At 48.6% G+C, this 19,199-nt stretch carries 19 protein-coding genes and 1 other RNA gene; 9 read left to right on the top strand and 11 right to left on the bottom strand.

Translation table 11 applies throughout. The features are described 5' to 3' along the window. Positions 1-43: 43 nt before the first annotated feature. On the top strand, positions 44-1,663 hold the full coding sequence (gene cimA, locus ACFRAM_RS23840; protein WP_379468747.1) for a citramalate synthase: 1,620 nt from the start codon (positions 44-46) through the stop codon (positions 1,661-1,663). Between the two features lie 84 nt (positions 1,664-1,747). On the opposite strand, the gene ACFRAM_RS23835 is transcribed toward cimA, so the two are convergent. From ACFRAM_RS23835 to ACFRAM_RS23820, 4 genes are all read right to left on the bottom strand, one after another. Beyond that, positions 1,748-2,308, bottom strand: coding sequence for a TlpA family protein disulfide reductase (locus tag ACFRAM_RS23835; protein WP_379468745.1), 561 nt, complete (start codon positions 2,306-2,308; stop codon positions 1,748-1,750). A gap of 379 nt (positions 2,309-2,687) precedes the next feature. Beyond that, positions 2,688-3,437, bottom strand: a complete 750-nt coding sequence (locus ACFRAM_RS23830; protein WP_379468743.1) for an exonuclease domain-containing protein — start codon at positions 3,435-3,437, stop codon at positions 2,688-2,690. Further along, a complete protein-coding gene (locus ACFRAM_RS23825) occupies positions 3,434-4,516 on the bottom strand; it encodes a DUF294 nucleotidyltransferase-like domain-containing protein (RefSeq protein WP_379468741.1) in 1,083 nt (360 codons plus the stop codon). The genes ACFRAM_RS23830 and ACFRAM_RS23825 overlap by 4 nt, the downstream gene beginning before the upstream one ends. Before the next feature lie 31 nt (positions 4,517-4,547). Next, a complete protein-coding gene (locus ACFRAM_RS23820; RefSeq protein ID WP_379468739.1) occupies positions 4,548-5,939 on the bottom strand; it encodes an ammonium transporter in 1,392 nt (463 codons plus the stop codon). 623 nt (positions 5,940-6,562) lie between these two features. Here ACFRAM_RS23820 and ACFRAM_RS23815 point away from each other — a divergent pair. After that, positions 6,563-6,994 (top strand): MerR family transcriptional regulator, encoded by a 432-nt coding sequence (locus ACFRAM_RS23815; RefSeq protein WP_379468737.1) that lies wholly within the window; start codon positions 6,563-6,565, stop codon positions 6,992-6,994. A 36-nt stretch (positions 6,995-7,030) separates the two neighbouring features. Further along, positions 7,031-7,702, top strand: coding sequence for a zinc metallopeptidase (locus ACFRAM_RS23810; RefSeq protein WP_379468735.1), 672 nt, complete (start codon positions 7,031-7,033; stop codon positions 7,700-7,702). A 172-nt stretch (positions 7,703-7,874) separates the two neighbouring features. Here the strand turns inward: ACFRAM_RS23810 and gltC are convergent, their stop codons facing one another. Continuing rightward, complete coding sequence (gene gltC, locus ACFRAM_RS23805; RefSeq protein ID WP_175374360.1) at positions 7,875-8,786, bottom strand: glutamate biosynthesis transcriptional regulator GltC; 912 nt, start codon at positions 8,784-8,786, stop codon at positions 7,875-7,877. A 5-nt stretch (positions 8,787-8,791) separates the two neighbouring features. Continuing rightward, entirely contained in the window at positions 8,792-9,424 is a 633-nt protein-coding gene (locus ACFRAM_RS23800) for a rhomboid family intramembrane serine protease (protein ID WP_379468733.1), read from the bottom strand. A 113-nt stretch (positions 9,425-9,537) separates the two neighbouring features. Here ACFRAM_RS23800 and tpx point away from each other — a divergent pair, with 113 nt between their 5' ends. After that, positions 9,538-10,056: a thiol peroxidase gene (gene tpx / locus ACFRAM_RS23795; protein WP_379468731.1), complete on the top strand. Its 519-nt coding sequence runs from the start codon at positions 9,538-9,540 to the stop codon at positions 10,054-10,056. 150 nt (positions 10,057-10,206) lie between these two features. Here the strand turns inward: tpx and ACFRAM_RS23790 are convergent, their stop codons facing one another. The 3 genes from ACFRAM_RS23790 to ACFRAM_RS23780 all read right to left on the bottom strand — a co-directional run bounded on the left by ACFRAM_RS23790 (position 10,207) and on the right by ACFRAM_RS23780 (position 11,869). Beyond that, on the bottom strand, positions 10,207-10,596 hold the full coding sequence (locus ACFRAM_RS23790) for a DUF1499 domain-containing protein (protein ID WP_066371822.1): 390 nt from the start codon (positions 10,594-10,596) through the stop codon (positions 10,207-10,209). A gap of 157 nt (positions 10,597-10,753) precedes the next feature. Further along, positions 10,754-10,946: non-coding RNA, 6S RNA (gene ssrS / locus ACFRAM_RS23785), on the bottom strand. Between the two features lie 104 nt (positions 10,947-11,050). Next, entirely contained in the window at positions 11,051-11,869 is an 819-nt protein-coding gene (locus ACFRAM_RS23780; RefSeq protein WP_379468729.1) for a YesL family protein, read from the bottom strand. 178 nt (positions 11,870-12,047) lie between these two features. Between ACFRAM_RS23780 and ACFRAM_RS23775 the strand changes: the two genes are divergently transcribed. After that, on the top strand, positions 12,048-12,143 hold the full coding sequence (locus tag ACFRAM_RS23775) for a hypothetical protein (protein ID WP_042186834.1): 96 nt from the start codon (positions 12,048-12,050) through the stop codon (positions 12,141-12,143). 184 nt (positions 12,144-12,327) lie between these two features. Here the strand turns inward: ACFRAM_RS23775 and cshA are convergent, their stop codons facing one another. Beyond that, positions 12,328-13,989 carry a degradosome RNA helicase CshA gene (gene cshA / locus ACFRAM_RS23770; RefSeq protein WP_175374356.1) on the bottom strand — a complete coding sequence of 554 codons (1,662 nt, stop codon included), beginning with the start codon at positions 13,987-13,989 and terminating at the stop codon, positions 12,328-12,330. A 318-nt stretch (positions 13,990-14,307) separates the two neighbouring features. Between cshA and ACFRAM_RS23765 the strand changes: the two genes are divergently transcribed. The 4 genes from ACFRAM_RS23765 (at position 14,308) to ACFRAM_RS23750 (ending at position 18,525) form a co-directional block, all read left to right on the top strand. Beyond that, on the top strand, positions 14,308-15,129 hold the full coding sequence (locus ACFRAM_RS23765) for a YitT family protein (protein WP_379468727.1): 822 nt from the start codon (positions 14,308-14,310) through the stop codon (positions 15,127-15,129). A gap of 175 nt (positions 15,130-15,304) precedes the next feature. Beyond that, positions 15,305-15,493, top strand: a complete 189-nt coding sequence (locus ACFRAM_RS23760) for a hypothetical protein (protein ID WP_175374354.1) — start codon at positions 15,305-15,307, stop codon at positions 15,491-15,493. A gap of 236 nt (positions 15,494-15,729) precedes the next feature. Continuing rightward, positions 15,730-16,965 carry a putative glycoside hydrolase gene (locus ACFRAM_RS23755; RefSeq protein WP_379468725.1) on the top strand — a complete coding sequence of 412 codons (1,236 nt, stop codon included), beginning with the start codon at positions 15,730-15,732 and terminating at the stop codon, positions 16,963-16,965. A gap of 192 nt (positions 16,966-17,157) precedes the next feature. Then, positions 17,158-18,525: an MATE family efflux transporter gene (locus ACFRAM_RS23750; protein WP_379468723.1), complete on the top strand. Its 1,368-nt coding sequence runs from the start codon at positions 17,158-17,160 to the stop codon at positions 18,523-18,525. An 81-nt stretch (positions 18,526-18,606) separates the two neighbouring features. Here the strand turns inward: ACFRAM_RS23750 and ACFRAM_RS23745 are convergent, their stop codons facing one another. Then, complete coding sequence (locus ACFRAM_RS23745) at positions 18,607-18,867, bottom strand: hypothetical protein (protein WP_379468721.1); 261 nt, start codon at positions 18,865-18,867, stop codon at positions 18,607-18,609. Positions 18,868-19,199: the final 332 nt, after the last annotated feature.

Genomic DNA, 19,199 nt, shown 5'->3' with positions numbered 1-19,199 from the left:
AATGCTATAATGTATAAATTCATTTCCCTTAAGGAGGACTATCATGTCAAAGTCCATCTCCATCTTCGATACAACGTTGCGCGACGGCACCCAAGGTGAAGGTATCAGTCTGTCGGCCGACGACAAGCTGAAGATCGCCAAGAAACTCGATGATCTGGGTGTGCACTATATTGAAGGTGGCATCCCGGGAAGCAACAATAAAGACATCGAATTTTTCAAAAGAGTTAAAGAACTACACCTGAACGCCAAAATCACCGCCTTCGGCAGCACCCGCCGCAAGAATTCCCTGGCTGAGCATGACGACAATCTGCAGCGGATGATTGATGCGGGCGTGCCTGCAGCCACACTCGTAGGTAAGTCATGGGATTTCCATGTGCATACCGCGCTCCAGACTACACTGGAGGAGAATCTCGCCATGATTGGGGATTCCATTTCCTTTCTGAAGCACAAGGGCCTTGAGGTTATTTTTGATGCCGAGCATTTCTTTGACGGTTATAAAAACAACCCTGAATACGCCGCGGCAGTCCTGGCCAAAGCCAGAGAAGCCGGCGCAGACTGGCTGGTTATGTGCGACACGAACGGTGGAACACTTCCCCATGAAATACAGGAGATCGTCACGTCATTGTCGGCACGGCTTCCAGAGGCCAAGCTTGGGATCCATACCCACAATGATTGCGAACTGGCGGTGGCCAATGCGCTTAGCGCCATCGGTGCAGGCGTCCGCCAGGTTCAGGGAACCATCAACGGTTACGGCGAACGCTGCGGCAACGCCAACCTGTGTTCCATCATCCCTACGCTGCAGCTCAAGATGGGTTACCACTGTATTCCGGGTGACAACTTGTCACAGCTCACCAACACTGCCCGCTTTATCAGCGAGGTAGCCAATGTGAACATGCCTGTGAATCAACCCTATGTAGGGAATGCTGCTTTCGCTCACAAGGGCGGTATTCATGTCTCCGCCATCCTGCGCGATTCTCGTACCTATGAGCATATTGCTCCCGAGCTTGTCGGCAACAAGCAGCGCGTTCTGGTCTCAGAACTTGCAGGACAGAGCAATGTACTATCGAAAGCTCAGGATATGGGGCTTCATCTTGATCCTAGCAGCGAACAGGCTCGCAAAGTTATCGACAAGATCAAGACATTGGAACATCAAGGTTATCAGTTTGAGGGTGCAGATGCCTCACTGGAGCTGCTGCTTCGTGAAGCAACAGGTGAAGTCAATGAACTGTTTGTCTTCGAGTCCTTCAAGATGCTGGTGGAGAAAAATGCCGGCAGTCCCGTTGTCTCCGAAGCCTTTGTCAAGATCCGGGTCGGAAAAGAGAACCTCTATACCGCCGCGGAAGGCAATGGTCCGGTCAATGCACTCGACAACGCGCTACGCAAGGCCCTGCTAACCTACTTCCCGCAGCTTAAGGAAATGCACCTCTCCGATTACAAGGTGCGGGTTCTGGATGAACAGGATCAGACAGCGGCGAAGGTACGTGTATTGATCGAGTCGAAAGACTACCATCAAACCTGGAGTACCGTTGGCGTATCCAGTAACGTCATTGAAGCCAGCTGGGAAGCACTGGTCGACAGTATGCGTTATGCTCTGCTTGGCCAGATTTCCCAAGTGCATGAGCAGCTTGAAGATCATGAACCAAGAGGTCTCGTTAACCATTAACGAAGCCGTAACACAATAAAGCCCACTTTCAGCAGCCTGATTGCTGAAAGTGGGCTTTTTTCAAATTCTAATTATTCTTATTTCCTAAGAACCAGTGAGCGCAGTGATCTTCGCTTCCAGTTCCTCCGGCGTCAGGATACCAAGAATAATCTCGGAGATGACACCGTTCTTGTCAATAAGTACATTAGTGGGAAAGACCGCACCGTTATATTTGGCAAAGGCCTCGCCCTTCTGGTCGTATATCACCGGAAATGTCAGCTTGAACTTCTTCACGAAGCGTTCGGCATTCGGCTTGTAATCATGGCTGGTCACATTGATGCCGTAAATATCCAGCGTGTCCTTATATTTTGCGGCTATGACATTCAGCTCCGGAGCCTCCTGCTGGCAGGGATCGCACCAAGAGGCCCAGAAATTGAGCAGAACGGCTTTTTCTCTTTTGCCTCCAACCTGGTATCTGCTGCCGTCACTTCCTTGCAGGGTTAACGCTGGCGCCAGCAATCCGGCACGAGGTCCGGATTCAGTGGGCAGCTCCTGCGATTTGAATACAGCTACCGCTTCTGAGCCCCGTTCCCGCCACATTACAAGCACAACCAGAATAACAATCAAGGTTACTACCGCTAAATTCCGTTTATTAACAGCTTTCATTGGCGTCTGTTCCTTTGCGAAATGGGATAGTTTCTTACTATTGTACCCCCATTCGGTAAAGTTTCAAACCATCCATAAATTTGTCATACATAAAAAAAGGATTCCGCCGCAGAGGACGAAACCCAAATGAAGAGAGGGGTGAACAATTGACAGCCCGCCGGAGAAATGTCCAGTCCATAGGATGGAGTCTTTCTTACAGCAAGCGCTGGGGAGGCACCCGCTGTCCAGTTGTCCACGTCAAGCATGAGGAGGCCTGCCGGTTGCTGCCGCAGCGGGAGGCATGCGATCGACAGCTTGTGTCAAGCGCAGGCGTAGCGCCTTACCCGCTGCGTTCTGTAGCCCCATGCCCACGGTTATACACACATATGGGTTAGCGGTGCTAGGCCCTGCTTAAATAAGCGTACAAATCCCCTAACGTCTCCACCTGACGCCGTTTGGCAATCTCCCGAAGGTAGGCCACCCAGAGCTGCGCCGTCATTTTGGCATCCTCCAGAGCATGATGTCTCTCCGTAATTGGTATACTGTGTACGGCCAGCAGTTCATCCAGAGAATAGTTGCTACGCTGTGGCTCCAGCCATCTAGCCAGCATCATCGTATCCAGTACACGATGGGTTAGCTGAACCTTGGAGGTTTTCCACAGGGCTGCATTTAGAAAAGCTTTGTCATGCGCACTGGCATGAGCCACCAGCACCCGCTGCCCTACAAAGGACATGAAGTTATGAAGCCCCTCCATCAGAGGCGGCGCTGTCTTAGTCATTTCCTCCGAGATTCCTGTTAGCTCTGTAATGTTACCCGGAATGGACGTCTGACAGTTGACCAAGGTATAGAAGGATTCCTCCTCCTTGATCTCCTCCCCTACTACCCGAATCGCGCCGAAGGACATAATCTCGTCACCATGCTGGTGAGAAAAGCCTGTTGTCTCCAGATCAAAAATCACCGTTTCCAGCTGTGACAGCGGAGTATGCAGCACCTCAGGCCGCCGTTTCTCCCGCATCAGAGAGCGGATAAAAGCCATCTGCTGGGCGGTCTGCTGCGCCGTTTCTCCGCCCCGCATGGAAGCAATGGCGGACGGCATTCCACCCTGTCTCAAGTTGCTCCAGAATCCGCCGCCCTTATTCGGCTCCTTCATGACTGTCTCCTCTCCGCTGCTCTGAGCTGTCTTTGCAAGGCACGGTGAATACGCCTGACCAATAGCAGACTTCCACGCAGCTCCGACATTAACTGTTTGTTCTTCAGGTCCTGCTCCGAAATATAATCACTGCTAAGCAACAACCCATCCTGGTTGATATAAGGTGTATTCGAACGCATTCGTAGTGCTGTCAGGAAGGCTGTACGGATATCAACAAGATAATCATACTGCCCAAGTTGCTCCAGTTCCGTAAGCCGATTCAAAGTAGCACTCTCCTGAATTCCGTGCGACAAAGACAAATGTCTTACACTGTTAACCAGCGGGATATACATCCCGTATTTAATGTCGAATCCTCCGGCATAGTCCCCGAAACGTTCAGTAAGCACTTGACCCAGCAGATTAAGCGTCGCCTTGTGACGGACTGTGTTGCGCAATACGGCAGTGCTGAGTTTCTCATTGTCAATGAATCCTTCATGATAGGCCTTCAGCCATTGTGCCGACAATTCAGCGTTCCCGGCAACATGACGCATATCTGATGCAATGATGAGATAGCGGACTGGCTCCCATTCCAGCTGGCTTCTCCATCCTTCGAGCTGTTCCTTCCATTCCTGGAGTGTCTTGCGCCACATTGGCTCGGAACACATGACCTTGCCTTCGCATTTCTCATACCCTGCTTCCTCCAGCACATCGGATAGCAGCGTACCGAAGACTTCAAAATACCGATTCTTGGCCCCATCCGGTTCCCCATCCACAATTAAACCGTTATCCTGGTCGCTCCATAAAGTAGCTTCCTGTCGGCCCGCACTGCCGAATACGATAAAAGAATAAGCGCAGGGAGGCGGGCCGTAGCCCGCCTCTCTCATCTGCGCCTCGCATATTTGCACTGCGGCCTTGGCAATGAGGTCATGCATGGCATTCACGCGTGACAGCCATTCCCCAATCGGAATCATGTTCAACTGCTGGAGAAGCACATTTTGACAGGCGATGCGCCTTATCTTAAGTTCATGCGGCGAACCGGCCGTTGCGATGGAAGTATAGTAGTTCTCATTGACCCATCCTGCAGACTCCATCGAAGCCACTCGGTTCGCCTCCCTTATAAGTGAAGTTATATTAATGCTTGGCAGAATTGGATTCCGAATCTGTAATCAACTTCATTTGCTCAGGGTAGCCATAGGTACCATGCTCACTGATATCCAGTCCCATCAACTCTTCCTCTTCCGTTACGCGGATTCCATTCACCAATTTCATAACATACAAGATGATGAAGGACAGCACAGCTACGAAGACGAATGTTCCAACTACGCCAAGGATTTGAACACCCAGCTGATGGAAGCCACCGCCGTAGAACAAGCCCGCTTGACCAACACCCACCGTCTCAGCCAATTCAGGTGTTGCGAACAAACCAGTGGATACCGCCCCCCACACTCCGGCGAGGCCGTGAACAGAGAAAGCATAGATCGGATCATCCAAACCTGCACGCTCCAGCCATTGTGCTGTCATGAAAGTAAATGCTCCCGCTACAAAACCGATCAGAATTGCAGCCCAAGGCTCAACGAAAGCACATGCTCCTGTAATAGCTACCAATGCTGCCAACACACCGTTCAGCATCGCTGGAATATCCGATTTACCGAAATACAGCCAGGAAGCAATCAGCGCTGCAAGACCGCCTGCTGCCGCTGCAATGTTTGTAGTCACTGCTACGTGTCCGAAGAAACCACCCATTGGTGACAGAGCACTACCAGGGTTAAAGCCGAACCAGCCGAACCAGAGAATGATAACGCCCAGGACAGTAAAAACTTGGTTATGGCCCGGGATGATGACCGGTTTGCCTTCTTTATTGAATTTGCCAAGTCGCGGCTTCAGCAATATTGTAGCCACTAATGCCGCAGTTGCGCCCGTCAGATGGACTACAGTGGAACCTGCATAATCTTGCATTCCCAGGGAGGACAACCAGCCACCGCCCCATACCCAGTGGGCAACTACCGGATAAATGACTACCGAGAAAATAATACCGAAGATAATATATACGCTAAGTTTAGCACGTTCAGCCATACCACCAGATACGATAGCCAGCGATACCGCTGCAAAGGCCATTTGGAACAGGAATTTAATATTCAAAGTTACATCAGAGCCAGCCAGGGAATCAAAGGAAGCTGCTGTGCTGTCTCCTCCATAAAGGAAGCCCGTTGTACCGAAGAACCCGTTACCATTTCCGAAACCGAGTCCGAAGCCGACAGCCCAGAAGCAAAGGCTTGCGATCGCCAGCGTCAATACCGTTTTACCAGCAACGTGACCCGCGTTCTTCATTCTTACCGAACCAGCCTCCAGCAGTGCAAAACCGGCTTGCATAAAGAAAACCAGAATAAAGGCTAAGAAGGTAAATGCTGTGTCGAGCCCGATTTGCAATTGCGGACTAGTCGGACCATCCGCTGCAAACGCGCTTACCGGATAAATCATCAGTGTTATCATGGCTAACACCAAAACCAGCCATTTCTTTCTCATTGTTCCCCACTCCCCTAATGTTATATTTTCTAACAAGTTGTGAAACTCTTAATGTCATTATAAGCAGGAGTAAGGTAAATTGACAAGGGTATTTTTAAACTTTTCATTATTTATTTTAGAACCGGCTTTTAATGCGCTAACTTAAGATATGGAGATCACGCAACCAATAATGTTTTAGAATAACGCGAAATATACATTCGTCTTTAATGTAACCGCATCCAGTAAATTGCTGTGTCTGATCAACAATTGAAGTGTTTTTAATGAATATCACGATTAATAAATCTGCATTGTTCGTGTTTATATATCCACCCCCTATGACGTTCATCACCTAACATATCATGTTACATTAACACTGTTTCTATACATTTCTATAGAAGTAAGCGATGCATCCCTTCTCTTCCTTCAAAGCTGACATAAGAAGAATTGAACAGCTCACCGCTTTATTCATGTCAGGTATTTTCGTCTCACGGCACGCATATACTTTAGGTAAGCATCACGTTTGACTGTACGGTTTACAGTTTGTTATCATTGTAGAGACAGGTTTGAGATTGCCAAATATAAGGAATGACTGCCACAACACGGTTGTCTGATTCCCAGCAGCGAGGTGAGTTAACATTGGGGATATGACCCTGTATCGAATTGGAGAGTTGGCCAAATTTGCCGGCATCAGTGAACGTACGATTGATTATTACACCAAGTTAGGGCTTATTTCTCCGGAGTCGCGGAGCATGAAGAATTATCGTTTATACAGTCATGAAACCTTGGCCGCTTTGGAACGTATTAATCAATTGAAGCATGACAAGTATACATTGGAAGAGATCAAGATCATGATGAGCAAATGGAAAACGGCCGCTCCAGAAGCGGATGTATCCGATAAGCTTGTTGAGCTAGAGCTTCACATGCAGCAGCTAGAACGCGAAGTCAAAGCCCTTGAACCAATGATCAGTGGATTGAAGCCCGGGCAGGCGAACAGAGCGTTGTCCGCACTTCTCCCGCAGGGCGTGGCCTGTATTGAAGCAATACGACTCCTTCTGACCCACGGACCGCCAATGTAAGTAGCTTGTTCACACAACACTCTGGAGGAATGACATATGATGATGTACTTATTAGTAATTGTTGCTTTTCTATTCTCGTTATGGGCCCAGTTCAGGGTCAAAGGCACATTCAACAAATGGTCTAAGGTGGCTACCTCCAACGGAATGACAGGATACGATGCCGCGCGCCATATGCTGGATTCCAATGGACTCAGCGATGTTCCTATCGAACCTGTACGCGGCGCTCTATCCGACCATTATGATCCGATCAACCGCGTTGTGCGTCTGTCGGAACCTGTATACTATGAAAGCTCAATCTCCGCCGTATCGGTGGCTTGCCACGAGGTTGGCCATGCGATCCAGCATAAAGTGCACTATCCGATGCTAGCCTTGCGTCACCGGATTTTCCCGGTAGTTAACTTTGCTTCCGGCATCGCTCCTTTCATGCTGATCGCCGGTTTCCTCTTCAGCTCTTTCAATCTGATTGGACTTGGCATCATTTTCTTCTCGGCTTCCGTAGCTTTTCAATTGATCACCTTGCCGGTCGAATTCAACGCCAGCAACCGCGCCCGTCAAGTCATGGTCGAGCAAGGCTACATCCGTAACGATGAGGAACACGGCGTTGCTAAGGTTCTAAACGCCGCAGCTTTAACGTATGTGGCGGCAGCACTGGTCTCCCTGCTTGAATTGTTCCGCTTGATCACTGTCTTCCTCGGCAATCGTGACTAATATCTGATCTGCCATCCTTTTAAGGGGTGTCCCAAATACCGCATTCGCGGTAGGGGGCACCCCTTAATTATGTTTATCAACACACAAAAACCTCTCTTGTGAAATGGTGCGTCATCAACCATTTTCTAAAGAGAGGTTTCTTTAATTCTTCTATACTACTCAAGATACAAAATCAGCCTACTGGCGCTCCCGAATGCTTCAGCCTAAAATAGGATAGCAAGAAGGTACGGAAGGAGCGAGCCACAAGCGGCAGCTTGCCGTCAGTCCGGTGAATCAGGCCGACTGTTCTAGTAACAACGGGTTCAACCACCTTCACCTGTGCCGGCTGAAGCGGATTCGTCTGGAAGAGCGCCATCTCCGGAAGCAGACTCACACCCATTCCAGCCGCGACAAGACCGCGTATAGTGTCCGTCTCACCACCCTCAAAGGCTATCTGCGGCTTGAACCCTGCCTGAAGGCATGCCTGCCAGACAATTGGCCGTAGAGAGTACCCCTGACTGAACAGAACGAACTTGTCATCCTTCAGCTGATCCAGCCGAATGACCGATTCCCCGGCAAGCGGATGATTTTGCGGAAGAATCGCGAACAACTCCTCCGTCATTACGATATCTCCTGCCAGATGGTCATTGCTCTCCGGGAAAGGCGAGATAAAGGCCAGATCCACTTCACCCATCAGCACATCCTTGATTAGCGACGGGTACGTCCCCTGCTTAAAACGAAACTTGACATGGGGATAATGCTTGCGGAACTCCGCTACAATACTCGGGATAAGATGCGTGCCCAGGCTATGTGGAAATCCTATACGAATCTCGCCCCGCTCCGGATCCAAAAACTCGTGCACCTCCGCCACCGAACGCTCCAGCTCCTTGAGTACGACCTCTACCCTCTTGCAGAATAACTGGCCCACCGGCGTTAGCTGCAGGTTGCGCCCTTTCTGCATGAACAAGTCCACACCCAATTCCTGCTCCAGCTGATGAATCTGGCGGCTGACCGCAGATTGAGCCACATGTAGCTCTTCCGCCGCGCGGGTGACGTGCTCCTTTTGAGCAACCTTGAGAAAATATTGCAGCTGTCTAAGCTCCACGCTTGTCATCTCTCCTGTCTTCGGCTTCTTTTAAATACGCGAATAATCAGTCCATAGAGGAAAAAGCCGGCGACCAAACCGCCGATATGCGCGACCCAATCTATCTTAGGAACCGCAAACGTCATAATAAGACCCGTCAGCAGAAGCCCATAGAGCGTCTTACGCGATCCTTCATCCATCATTGTTCGCTGCATAAGGGCAATGTAGAGAAATGCCCCATATACAGCGTAGATTGCGCCTGAGGCCCCCACGGAGACTCGCCACACATTGTCATTGGAACTGCTCAGTACGATCGACATTACATTGGCCAATACACCTCCGCCTAAATAAAGCAGCGCATACCGCCACCAGCCAAGTAGCCGTTCCAGTGGAGGAGCAAACACCAGCAATGCAAAACTGTTAAAGAATAAATGAGAAAAACCGTTGTGCAGGAAAATCGCAGCTCCGTAACGCCACCACTCTTCCCTGTAAGGTCCATTATCCACGATTGCTCCATAATGCACCAGGGTATCCAGATTCGTTGATCCCCCATTAGCTGTTAAAACTATGAACATGACTACATTCGCCAGAAGCAAAAGCGTAGTCACCGGATAATACCGGATATAGCTTCGCCAATTCTCATACCGTATGAAAATCATAACCATCCATCCTTTTATACAAGTTATCCTGTTGGACATTCTCCCTTTAAAAAGATTATAATTTATTGTGGCAGTAACATTCCAATATGCCCATTCGAGGAGGAAACAAGGATATGACGCAAGAAAGAACAGGCGTGGCCACTTTAAAGGGCAGCCCCATCACACTTATCGGACCCGCACTGAAAGCCGGCGATCAAGCACCGGACTTTGTACTCAGCAAGAATCTTCTAGAAGAGGTATCCCTCAGTGATTATGCTGGCAAAATCAAGCTAATCAGCGTTGTCCCTTCTCTGGACACTGGTGTGTGCGATGCACAGACCCGCCGGTTCAATACGGAAGCCGCTGAACTTGGCGATGATGTCGTCATTCTCACTGTCAGCGTAGATCTTCCATTTGCCCAAGCCCGCTGGTGCGGCGCTGCTGGTATTGATCGTGTAATCACGCTTTCCGATCACAAGACTGCTTCATTTGGTGAAGCTTATGGCGTTCTCATTAAGGAACTCCGTTTGGACATGCGTTCCATCTTCGTGATCGACCATAACGATAAGTTAACTTATGTAGAATACCTGAGCGAAATGGGCGAGCATCCAAACTATGAAGCTGCTATCGCCGCTGTTAAAGAGCTTCTGTAAAGCTTAGCGCAGGACTAACGCACGTATGCACTTTATTATTTGTGAAAAAAGCGGCAGAAGGCCTCCCTTCTTCCGCTTTTCTTATGCGAGTATCTCTCGAAAACGCATACAATCCCCAAATGGAATTGTTATTCGGCTATGCCGCTGTTCTCAATCCACTTTATATTTGCCAAGCTTCTTGTCCAGCGATCCATAAAGGCGCTGAATTACGCGGTAATTGCCGCCGAGGTCACCCAGAGAACCTCTGGAAGCGGAATATATATCAACTGCACAGCGCACCGGCGTCGTATTGAGTACCGAGACGGTGATATCAAGCGTACGGCCTAAAGCTGTTTTTTTCTCTAAAATAATTTCTCCGACGGACTCCACCTCATGCAGCACTTTATAACCCGGAATTTTTTTTAGTGTTGCAGATACTTCTTCCCAAGCCTTGTCCTTCTGCAAATTGTAGTAACGCGTCTTCAATGCCGGATCTTTTGCGCGGTCGCTTGTTCCATCATGGCTGCGGAACAAGCCGACCAAGGTTCTTTTCAACGACAAAATACTTCCCCCTCTTCAAGTCCCATGTTCATTAGTATAAGTGTAACACTCTTGCCTCAGGAACAAAAGAGCAATACTCACTTTCTGAATGTTCGCACAAGACAAGAAGGCGCCCTATCCGCAAAATACGGAAAATAGGGCGCCTGTCATAACCATTGGAAAACCCGCCTATGCCGTCCGGCCACAGTGTCTTCTGAACCTGCTAGAGCAGGTGGGTGATCGCAGAACTCGCTTTTGAATTCCCCAGGCCATATAGGCGGGGCCTTTCAGCCACGTTTCAATTTTGATCTCCCGAGACATTGTCATTGGTTCAAAACAACGAGCAGCCATAACGTACATCGCAGGATTTAGAACTATTATATTGCGTTTTGACGAAAATGTAAACCTGTATGCGCTTTAAATTATAATGGTTTAGAAATTTCGCCAGTTTTCCGCAGCGTTAAGCGATATTGACTTAGATCCGTTTGGTATCTCTATCGTCTTCGTCATCAAGCTTATCTGCCCCGGATTCGCCCTCTTCTTCAAGCTTACGGGCTTCTTCCGCTTCTTGCTCCTTCAGCTTACTCTGCTCAACTTGCATTTGCAGCTTGTTATAGGTTGCATAGAAGTTAAAGAAAGCAAGCATGGCTATTAGCGTAGGAATAGCAATAAAGTACAATGCAGGATACTTCAGACCTATATAAGCCAGTAACCCCGCTCCGATCAAAGTCATGAACACACGAATCGGACGAGCGACGGTCAGCAAAAACGAGTTGATGACAACTTGTTTGAAGGTCATTTGGTAGTGAACTACGATTGAGAAGAAATTAAACATGGACACAAACAAAATAATCATCAGCACCAGCATCAAAATGCCCACAATTTTGAAGTTGGACATTTGCGTCATGTATACGGTCACATCAACGTACATAATGACGATCAGCAGCGTATAGATCAGGCCGCCGAGCATGCTTTTTACATAATTCTCTTTATAACCCTGGAAGAACGTACGGAAAGTGCTGACATCCGTATTTCCCATTACCCATTTGCGCACAACCGTGAATAATGCGGCCGTAGCCGGAAACACAGTAAACGGTGCGAAAATGCCCATTGCCCAATTCAAGGTCAGCTGTTCATTGGGACCGCCTGTGCCAGTACCCAACATAATAATTTTCATAACAGCTGCAAACAGAAACGGAATTGAACAGAACGCCCATAAAATATTACTGAACGCAATCCGTGAAATCCATTCTGTGATGCGGTATAAACCACCCATTGCTCCTTTAAACTCCAATTTCCCTTCCTCCTGTCTGTCTCGCGCATACTGCGTATCTTAACTATACCCTATTTGCCCCGTTCTTTTCCAGCGCCCAAGTTTTTGATTGATAGGTTATGGTCTATACCTTCAAGGTAATAAGTCCATATATTAGAGACGTAACCAATTTAATCAACATTTCAAAGGAGGTATTCCTATGTCCTCACCTGTTGGCTACGGCGGCTGGACTTCCACCGGCACAATTCTGGTTTTGTTCATTCTGCTCGTCATCATCACTCGCACATTCATCTAACCTGTGCCAGTTGATTCCTTGGAGCGTCTATTTCGTCTAGCGGACAAATAGCCGTTCTCCTAACAACGATAAACAATCCATTACCACAAAACTCTTGCTTATACAAAAAAGACGGGACCCGCGTAGCGGTGTCCCGTCTTCTTCATATATTCAGTCATCAGCGGTTGCTGGTGACCTGGTCAGCTTAAGCGTCAAAGGAAGAATCCTCACGTTTTACAGCTGGACGTGTGCTGGTAGTGCTGCTGCTTGGACGAGTAGAAGGTCTGCGCTCACCGCTGCGGGATGCCGAGGAATCACGGCCTGCTGCGTTGTCGCGGTTGCCTTTGTAGCCGCCGCCGTAGCCGCCATTGCCACTACCGTAGTTACTGCTGTAGCCACCACGGCTGCTTCCGCCGCCGTTGTTGTCACGGTTGCCACGGTATCCACCGCCGCCGCCGGAACCACCACCGTAACCGCCACGGTTGCCGTAGCCACCGTTAGGCTTGCGTCCGCTGCGAATATCGTTCTTGCCACCGCGACGTTTCACGCGGATCGGATCTTCCGGAGTCAATTCGATTTCGGAATCCTTCTTCTCTCCAGTCAGAAGCTTCATTGCTGCAGACAACAATTGTACGGAATCGTATTGCTCCAACAATTGAATAGCAATGCCTTTATATTCATTCAGCTCCCCATTCTCCACCATATGAAGTAGACGCTCTGCAGTAATGCGTTGCTTACCTTCAATTGCCTCAGCCATAGTTGGCAATGGCTTGCGGGTAATACGGTGACGAGTAACACGCTCAATCAGGTGCAGGTGATCCATTTCGCGTGGAGTCACGAAAGACCATGCTGTACCTTCCTTACCTGCGCGACCAGTACGGCCGATACGGTGTACATAGCTCTCAGGATCTTGTGGAAGGTCAAAGTTGATTACATGGGTTACGCCGGATACATCGAGACCACGTGCTGCCACGTCTGTAGCTACCAGTACATCAATGCTTCCGTCACGGAATTTACGCATAACGGCATCACGTTGATTCTGGGAAAGGTCACCGTGAAGTCCATCAGCGGAATATCCGCGCTTCTGGAGAGCTTCAGCCAATTCATCAACCCGGCGCTTCGTGCGTCCGAATACGATAGCAAGGTCAGGAGACTCCATATCGATCAAGCGGCTTAGCGCTTCGAACTTTTGACGTTCAGGAACTTCGATGTAGGCCTGATCGATCAGCGGTGCGCTGATTTGCTTAGGAATAACCGACACGTGCTGCGGATTCTTCAGGAATTGCTGAGCAAGACGTTGGATGTTCGGGGGCATAGTAGCAGAGAACAGCATAGTTTGACGCTCTTCCGGAACAAGCTTGAGGATGGACTGGATGTCCTCCATGAAGCCCATGTCCAGCATTTCATCTGCTTCGTCAAGGACAACAGTCTGTACATCGTCCAGACGGATGGTTTTGCGGTTAATGTGGTCCAGGAGACGTCCTGGGGTACCGATAATGATCTGAGGTTTCTTCTTCAGCCCACGGATTTGACGGCCGATATCTTGTCCGCCATAGATCGCCAGGGAACGAAGTCCTTTGAAGCGGGTCAGTTTGCCGATTTCCTCAGCTACCTGGATAGCCAGTTCCCGCGTCGGGGTCATTACAAGTGCGAGAATCTTCTCGTCTTCACGGTTGATCTTGGAAATGAGGGGAATACCAAATGCAGCAGTCTTACCAGTACCTGTTTGTGCTTGACCAATTAGGTCCGATCCGGTCAATGCCAGGGGAATCGACTGTGCTTGAATAGGTGTTGCTTCCTCAAATCCTAGCTCTGTGATTGCCTGGAGAACTTTTGGCTCCAGGCCGAATTCTGCGAATGTTTTCAAATTATTCATGCTCCTTCTATACAGTGGACATTCCACATGCTTGTCTGTATTCTTAAGTAGCGGTAAACACATTTATAGGCTGTCCAATCATGCCAGAATCTCTGCATGGTTAACGCGTACCTGGGACGAAAAGCCGTCCTATCATCAGGCGCTTCAAAATCACCTGAGCAATTGTAGCTTCACATCCGAAGCAATGCAAAAGTACCATTGTAACGTCCTACTCAAGAATATCCTATACATTATATCACAAACATAAAGGGGAATACCAGTGTATTCCTTTCTTTCATGGTTTACAATACACACCAGAGGTGAATTTGCTTGTTAAAACGTATTGGGAGTTATGCAACAGTCATATTTGGATCTGCATTGATCGCCAGCGGCTTCAATCTTTTTTTGATACCGCACCGTTTGCTAAGCGGCGGCGTGTCAGGTCTGTCGATGCTCGTGGGGTATTTCACCCCATTGAACATCAGTCTGCTGTATCTTTTGTTCAACATTCCGCTGCTTGTGGCAGGATGGTTTCAGCTCGGACGACGATTCATCGTTCTCAGCATCCTCTCTGTCGCCTCCACCACATGGATGATGACACTGATTCCAGTAAGAGTGGTACCTTCGGATATGCTGCTTGCTTCTGTATTTGGCGGCGTGATGGTGGGCATCGGGAGCGGGATTTCCTTCCGTGCTGGCGGCTCGTCCGGCGGCTTCGATATTCTGGGCTCCATCATTACCCGCTACCGTGATTTTCCGGTAGGCACTATTATCGCGGGAATGAACGGTCTGGTCATTCTGGCCGCAGCTTATTTTGACAACAATTGGAACCTCGCTTTGGCATCCATGGTTTCGATCTATGTTACCGGCAAGGTGGTCGACATGATTCACATCAGCCATATCAAGGTAACCGTATATATTGTAACCAATCGTACGGAAGAGCTACTCAAGCAGTTGCTCGTTCTGCAGCGCGGAGTTACGAAGATTCGCACCGAGGGCGCTTATTCTCACGTGGAAAAGGACATGCTAATGACAGTAACTACACGGTATGAACTTGCAGAGCTGAAACGCATCATCAAAACAACGGACCCGCAAGCTTTTGTTAATATCGTGGAGACTGTAGGCGTCATGGGTTCATTCCGCAAGAGGTAAATTGAGAAACAATGCACATGCTTTAAATCTGTGGTATATTATAGTCACGCAGGACCCTTTATAATTTCATGAAGATTGTGCTTTACCTTCTTACTTCCAAGCATCTCGTTTTTCTGGGTGAACCCTGAATTCAAGTTCAGTACCATTCGAAAAAGGAAGGGTGATTGTTGTGGAAATGGAAACGGTAAAATTGTCAGCAATCGTCATGAGATGGTATCCCGATATGATGCCGTTTCTCAAGCAGGACGAACTGAATTCGGTGATCGTGCTGCGCGACGGACTAAGTATTTTGGAACCGGCAGATGCCATGGACATCATCCATTACAGCATCTGTGAGCATCAGAACTCTGCGTATCTTCACTAAGCAAGCCGCAAGAACATTTTCTTGATTGTTGCCGCTCTGGATTTGGCCATGTGCTGAACCCGGGCGGCATTTACTTTTTAATCTTCCGTTTAAAATTAGTGCATCCCGTTTATAAACAGAAAAGGGTCACTGCACTAGGAACACATTGTCAGCAAGTTTATGACAAGTCTGTTCTTTTTGGGAGCAGTTGTTCCTGTATAATTCTAAGGAACGTACATAAAGGGAGAGAATGAAGAATGAACATCACCTGGGCTCTATTGATGATGACACTGGGAAGCGTAGGCATTCAGCAGGACCAGCATTCAGCCAATGTGACAGCCGCTTTGCAGGCCGCAGCTAAGAATCCTGCCATCATTGCACAAAACAGCACCAATCCGAGCCAGAATACCACAGGCGGAGACAGCGTTGCCGCGTCGGCTACACCAGCACCACAGACCGGTGGCCAGAATAGCGCCCCCCTTGCTGATCCTCAACCGGATGCGCCTAAGGTGAAAGGCATATATGTCACTGCTTACAGTGCGGGCGGCGCCCGTATGGAGCAGTTGCTTAACCTGATTGATTCCACGGAGCTTAATTCCATGGTTATTGATATCAAGGATGATGCCGGGTATATCACTTACAAGACGGACAACCCGGAGCTTCAGCAAATGGGCGAGCCTAAGCCATTCATCGGAGATATCAACAAACTCATGGAGCGGCTGAAGCAGCACCAGGTCTATCCGATTGCGCGGATCGTTGTATTCAAGGATACCGTGCTCGCCAAGAAACACCCGGAACTGTCTTTTGTGAATCCGGACGGCACCATCTGGAAGAACAAGGGCGGCGACAGCTTCGTTAACCCTTACAATGAAAACGTGTGGAAATACAACGTGGATATTGCAAAGGAAGCAGTTAAGCTAGGTTTCAAGGAAATCCAGTTCGACTATGTCCGTTTCCCCGAAGGCTTTGAGAAGCGTGCCGACACGCTGAAATACACCAAGAGCGATAAGGCGCGCATTGATATCATTGCGGATTTTGTAAAATATGCCAAGGCAGAGCTTAACCCGCTTGGTGTTCGCGTCTCTGTTGATATCTTCGGCTATGCCGCTTCCGTCCCTGCAGCGGAAGGCATCGGTCAGGACTTTGTGAAGATCTCCAAGAATGTCGATGTTATCAGTCCGATGGTCTACCCAAGCCATTATACGACCGGTTGGTTTAGTGTTAAGGACCCGGACAAAGACCCTTATGCAACTATCAAGGGTTCTATGGTGGATACACATAAGAAGCTGGATCCGCTGGGAAGTTACAAGCCTGTGATCCGGCCGTGGATTCAGGATTTCACAGCCAGCTGGCTTGGAAGCGGCCACTATGTGAAGTACGGCAAGCAGCAGGTAGAGGATCAGGTACGTGCCTTAAAAGATCAGAATGTTGATGAATTCCTGCTCTGGAATGCCAACAACCGCTACACCGCTGATGTAAATTACGGAAAATAAGCTTACGGCCATTATTTTTTTATACGGAATCTGAATCAATTTTATAATGCGGATTTCAATCCGAAATGGATTTATGAAATTGACTCAATCTGATAGTATATTCTTATTAAGGGACCCGGCATCCGCCGGGTCTTTTGCCGGGCAGTTTGGCAAAATTAACCAAAAAAATTATAGAACCCGAGGCAAATAACAATGATTCAAAGTAATTCTATCAAGCAAAAAATGGGACAATTCCTGCACATTCTGTTTCCGATTCTGGTCACCCAGATTGCGTTGTCCGCCATTACCTTCTTTGACACAAACATGTCCGGCAAGTTCGGTACAGCCGACCTGGCAGGCGTTGCTATCGGCACAAGCCTCTGGATTCCGATCCAGACCGGATTGAACGGTATTCTGATGGGGATCACTCCCATCGTTTCACATCTTGTCGGCAGCAAAAGAGACAGCGAAGTCGCCTATAAAGTTACACAGGGCATTTGGCTATCCTTAATTGTATCTCTGCTTGTCTTGCTTATCGGCTTCTTATCGCTGTCACCGATTCTGAACTTCATGAATCTGGAGCCTGCCGTTAGAGATATCGCGGCCCGCTTCCTGGGAGCTATTTCTTTTGGCGTGATTCCTCTCTTCGGTTACACCGTCCTGCGGAGCTGCATTGATGCGCTCGGTCAGACACGAGTATCCATGTTCATCACACTGATTGCTCTGCCCGTTAATGTAGGCCTTAACTATCTTCTGATCTTCGGAAAATTCGGCTTTCCGCAAATGGGCGGTGTCGGAGCCGGTGTTGCATCTGCGATCACATACTGGGTAATATTCCTTGTTGCGCTGGTCTTTATCTACCGGGCTGAGCCGTTTGTCGGCCTTAGACTGTTCCGCAAGTTCCATTTCATGTCGCTGTCTACCTTCAAGGAATTGCTTAAAATTGGTGTTCCTATTGGCTTCTCGATTTTCTTCGAGACTGCGGTCTTCTCAGCAGTGACACTGCTGATGAGCCGATTCGATACGATGACCATCGCCGCCCATCAGGCAGCGATCAATTTCGCTTCGACCCTGTATATGATCCCGCTCAGTATCTGCATGAGCCTTACAATTCTTGTTGGCTTCGAGACCGGCTCCGGGCGGCTCAAGGACGCTCGCCAGTACGGCATTATCGGCATCGGCGCAGCGGCGATACTTTCTTTTGCAACGGCACTGGTGCTGCTATTCGCTGGCAATCATGTCGCTGGACTCTACTCTGATGAGCCAGCGGTTATCTCGTTGATCCAGCATTTCCTGATCTATGCGATCTTCTTCCAGATCTCGGATGCAATCGCCACTCCGACCCAAGGCGTGCTGCGTGGCTATAAAGATGTGAATCCCGCCTTTATCATCTGTTTTATCGCTTACTGGGTCATTGGCCTACCAGTAGGCTACGTGCTGGCGACTTATACCGATTTGGGTGCTTATGGCTACTGGATCGGACTGATCACCGGTTTGGCAATCGGAGCGATACTGCTGATGTCAAGACTCGTTATTGTGCAGCGCCGTTTTGCTGCCAAGGTGAACGCAGGCGAAGCGTAAGCCTGCTAGAAATGAATGTAAAATGCAGCGATACACGTTGATAGCGTGCTCGCTGCTTTTTTTGCGTATGATGATAGTAACTTATATAACCTGATTGCTTGCTACGTACAGGAATGGTTCAAAAGCAAAATAGAAATCAAGTTCGAATACAAGTTCGAATGCAAGCTTGAATGCAAGTTCGAGTGCAAGTTCGAGTGCAAGTTCGAGTGCTAGTTCGAGTGCTAGTTCGAGTGCAAGTTCGAGTGCTAGTTCGAGTGCAAGTTCGAGTGCTAGTTCGAGTGCAAGTTCGAGTGCTAGTTCGAGTGCTAGTTCGAAAGGCTGAGGAGCTTTCCCCTTTTGCAATAGATAGTTAACTCAGGGAGGAGAAGTTGTTGATAAATGTAGTCCAATTCATCCCCATACCCCCACACGCTCAACTTCGGCACCCTTGCCTCCACCTTGGGTATAGTAGACAAACTCATCTCGCAGGGTACCAAAAAATAATAAGGGCAAAACTGTATCTTAATTTTAGATGTAAACACACCAAACGGGAAATAAGGGCAGAAATGTATGTTAATTCTACACTTTTGCCTGAAAAGAGGCTGCACCTATGAAATTAACATACAATATTGCTCTTATTTGCAAAATAATATGATTCCGCAGGAAATTAAGGTACAGAATTGCCCTTATTTCGA

It is taken from the genome of Paenibacillus sp. NPDC056722, from assembly GCF_042790635.1.
GTDB classification, from domain to species: Bacteria; Bacillota; Bacilli; order Paenibacillales; family Paenibacillaceae; genus Paenibacillus_AQ; species Paenibacillus_AQ agri.
The sequence above is the reverse complement of the archived record's forward strand: the minus strand, read 5'-3'. Positions and strand labels throughout refer to the sequence as shown.

What these genes read in the sequence shown, in the direction of transcription:
- cimA (WP_379468747.1), top strand. Translation starts at nt 44, where the DNA reads ATGTCAAAGTCCATCTCCATCTTCGATACAACGTTGCGCGACGGCACC.
- ACFRAM_RS23835 (WP_379468745.1), bottom strand. Translation starts at nt 2,308, where the DNA reads ATGAAAGCTGTTAATAAACGGAATTTAGCGGTAGTAACCTTGATTGTT.
- ACFRAM_RS23830 (WP_379468743.1), bottom strand. Translation starts at nt 3,437, where the DNA reads ATGAAGGAGCCGAATAAGGGCGGCGGATTCTGGAGCAACTTGAGACAG.
- ACFRAM_RS23820 (WP_379468739.1), bottom strand. Translation starts at nt 5,939, where the DNA reads ATGAGAAAGAAATGGCTGGTTTTGGTGTTAGCCATGATAACACTGATG.
- ACFRAM_RS23815 (WP_379468737.1), top strand. Translation starts at nt 6,563, where the DNA reads ATGACCCTGTATCGAATTGGAGAGTTGGCCAAATTTGCCGGCATCAGT.
- ACFRAM_RS23810 (WP_379468735.1), top strand. Translation starts at nt 7,031, where the DNA reads ATGATGATGTACTTATTAGTAATTGTTGCTTTTCTATTCTCGTTATGG.
- ACFRAM_RS23800 (WP_379468733.1), bottom strand. Translation starts at nt 9,424, where the DNA reads ATGATTTTCATACGGTATGAGAATTGGCGAAGCTATATCCGGTATTAT.
- tpx (WP_379468731.1), top strand. Translation starts at nt 9,538, where the DNA reads ATGACGCAAGAAAGAACAGGCGTGGCCACTTTAAAGGGCAGCCCCATC.
- ACFRAM_RS23775 (WP_042186834.1), top strand. Translation starts at nt 12,048, where the DNA reads ATGTCCTCACCTGTTGGCTACGGCGGCTGGACTTCCACCGGCACAATT.
- ACFRAM_RS23760 (WP_175374354.1), top strand. Translation starts at nt 15,305, where the DNA reads ATGGAAACGGTAAAATTGTCAGCAATCGTCATGAGATGGTATCCCGAT.
- ACFRAM_RS23755 (WP_379468725.1), top strand. Translation starts at nt 15,730, where the DNA reads ATGAACATCACCTGGGCTCTATTGATGATGACACTGGGAAGCGTAGGC.
- ACFRAM_RS23750 (WP_379468723.1), top strand. Translation starts at nt 17,158, where the DNA reads ATGATTCAAAGTAATTCTATCAAGCAAAAAATGGGACAATTCCTGCAC.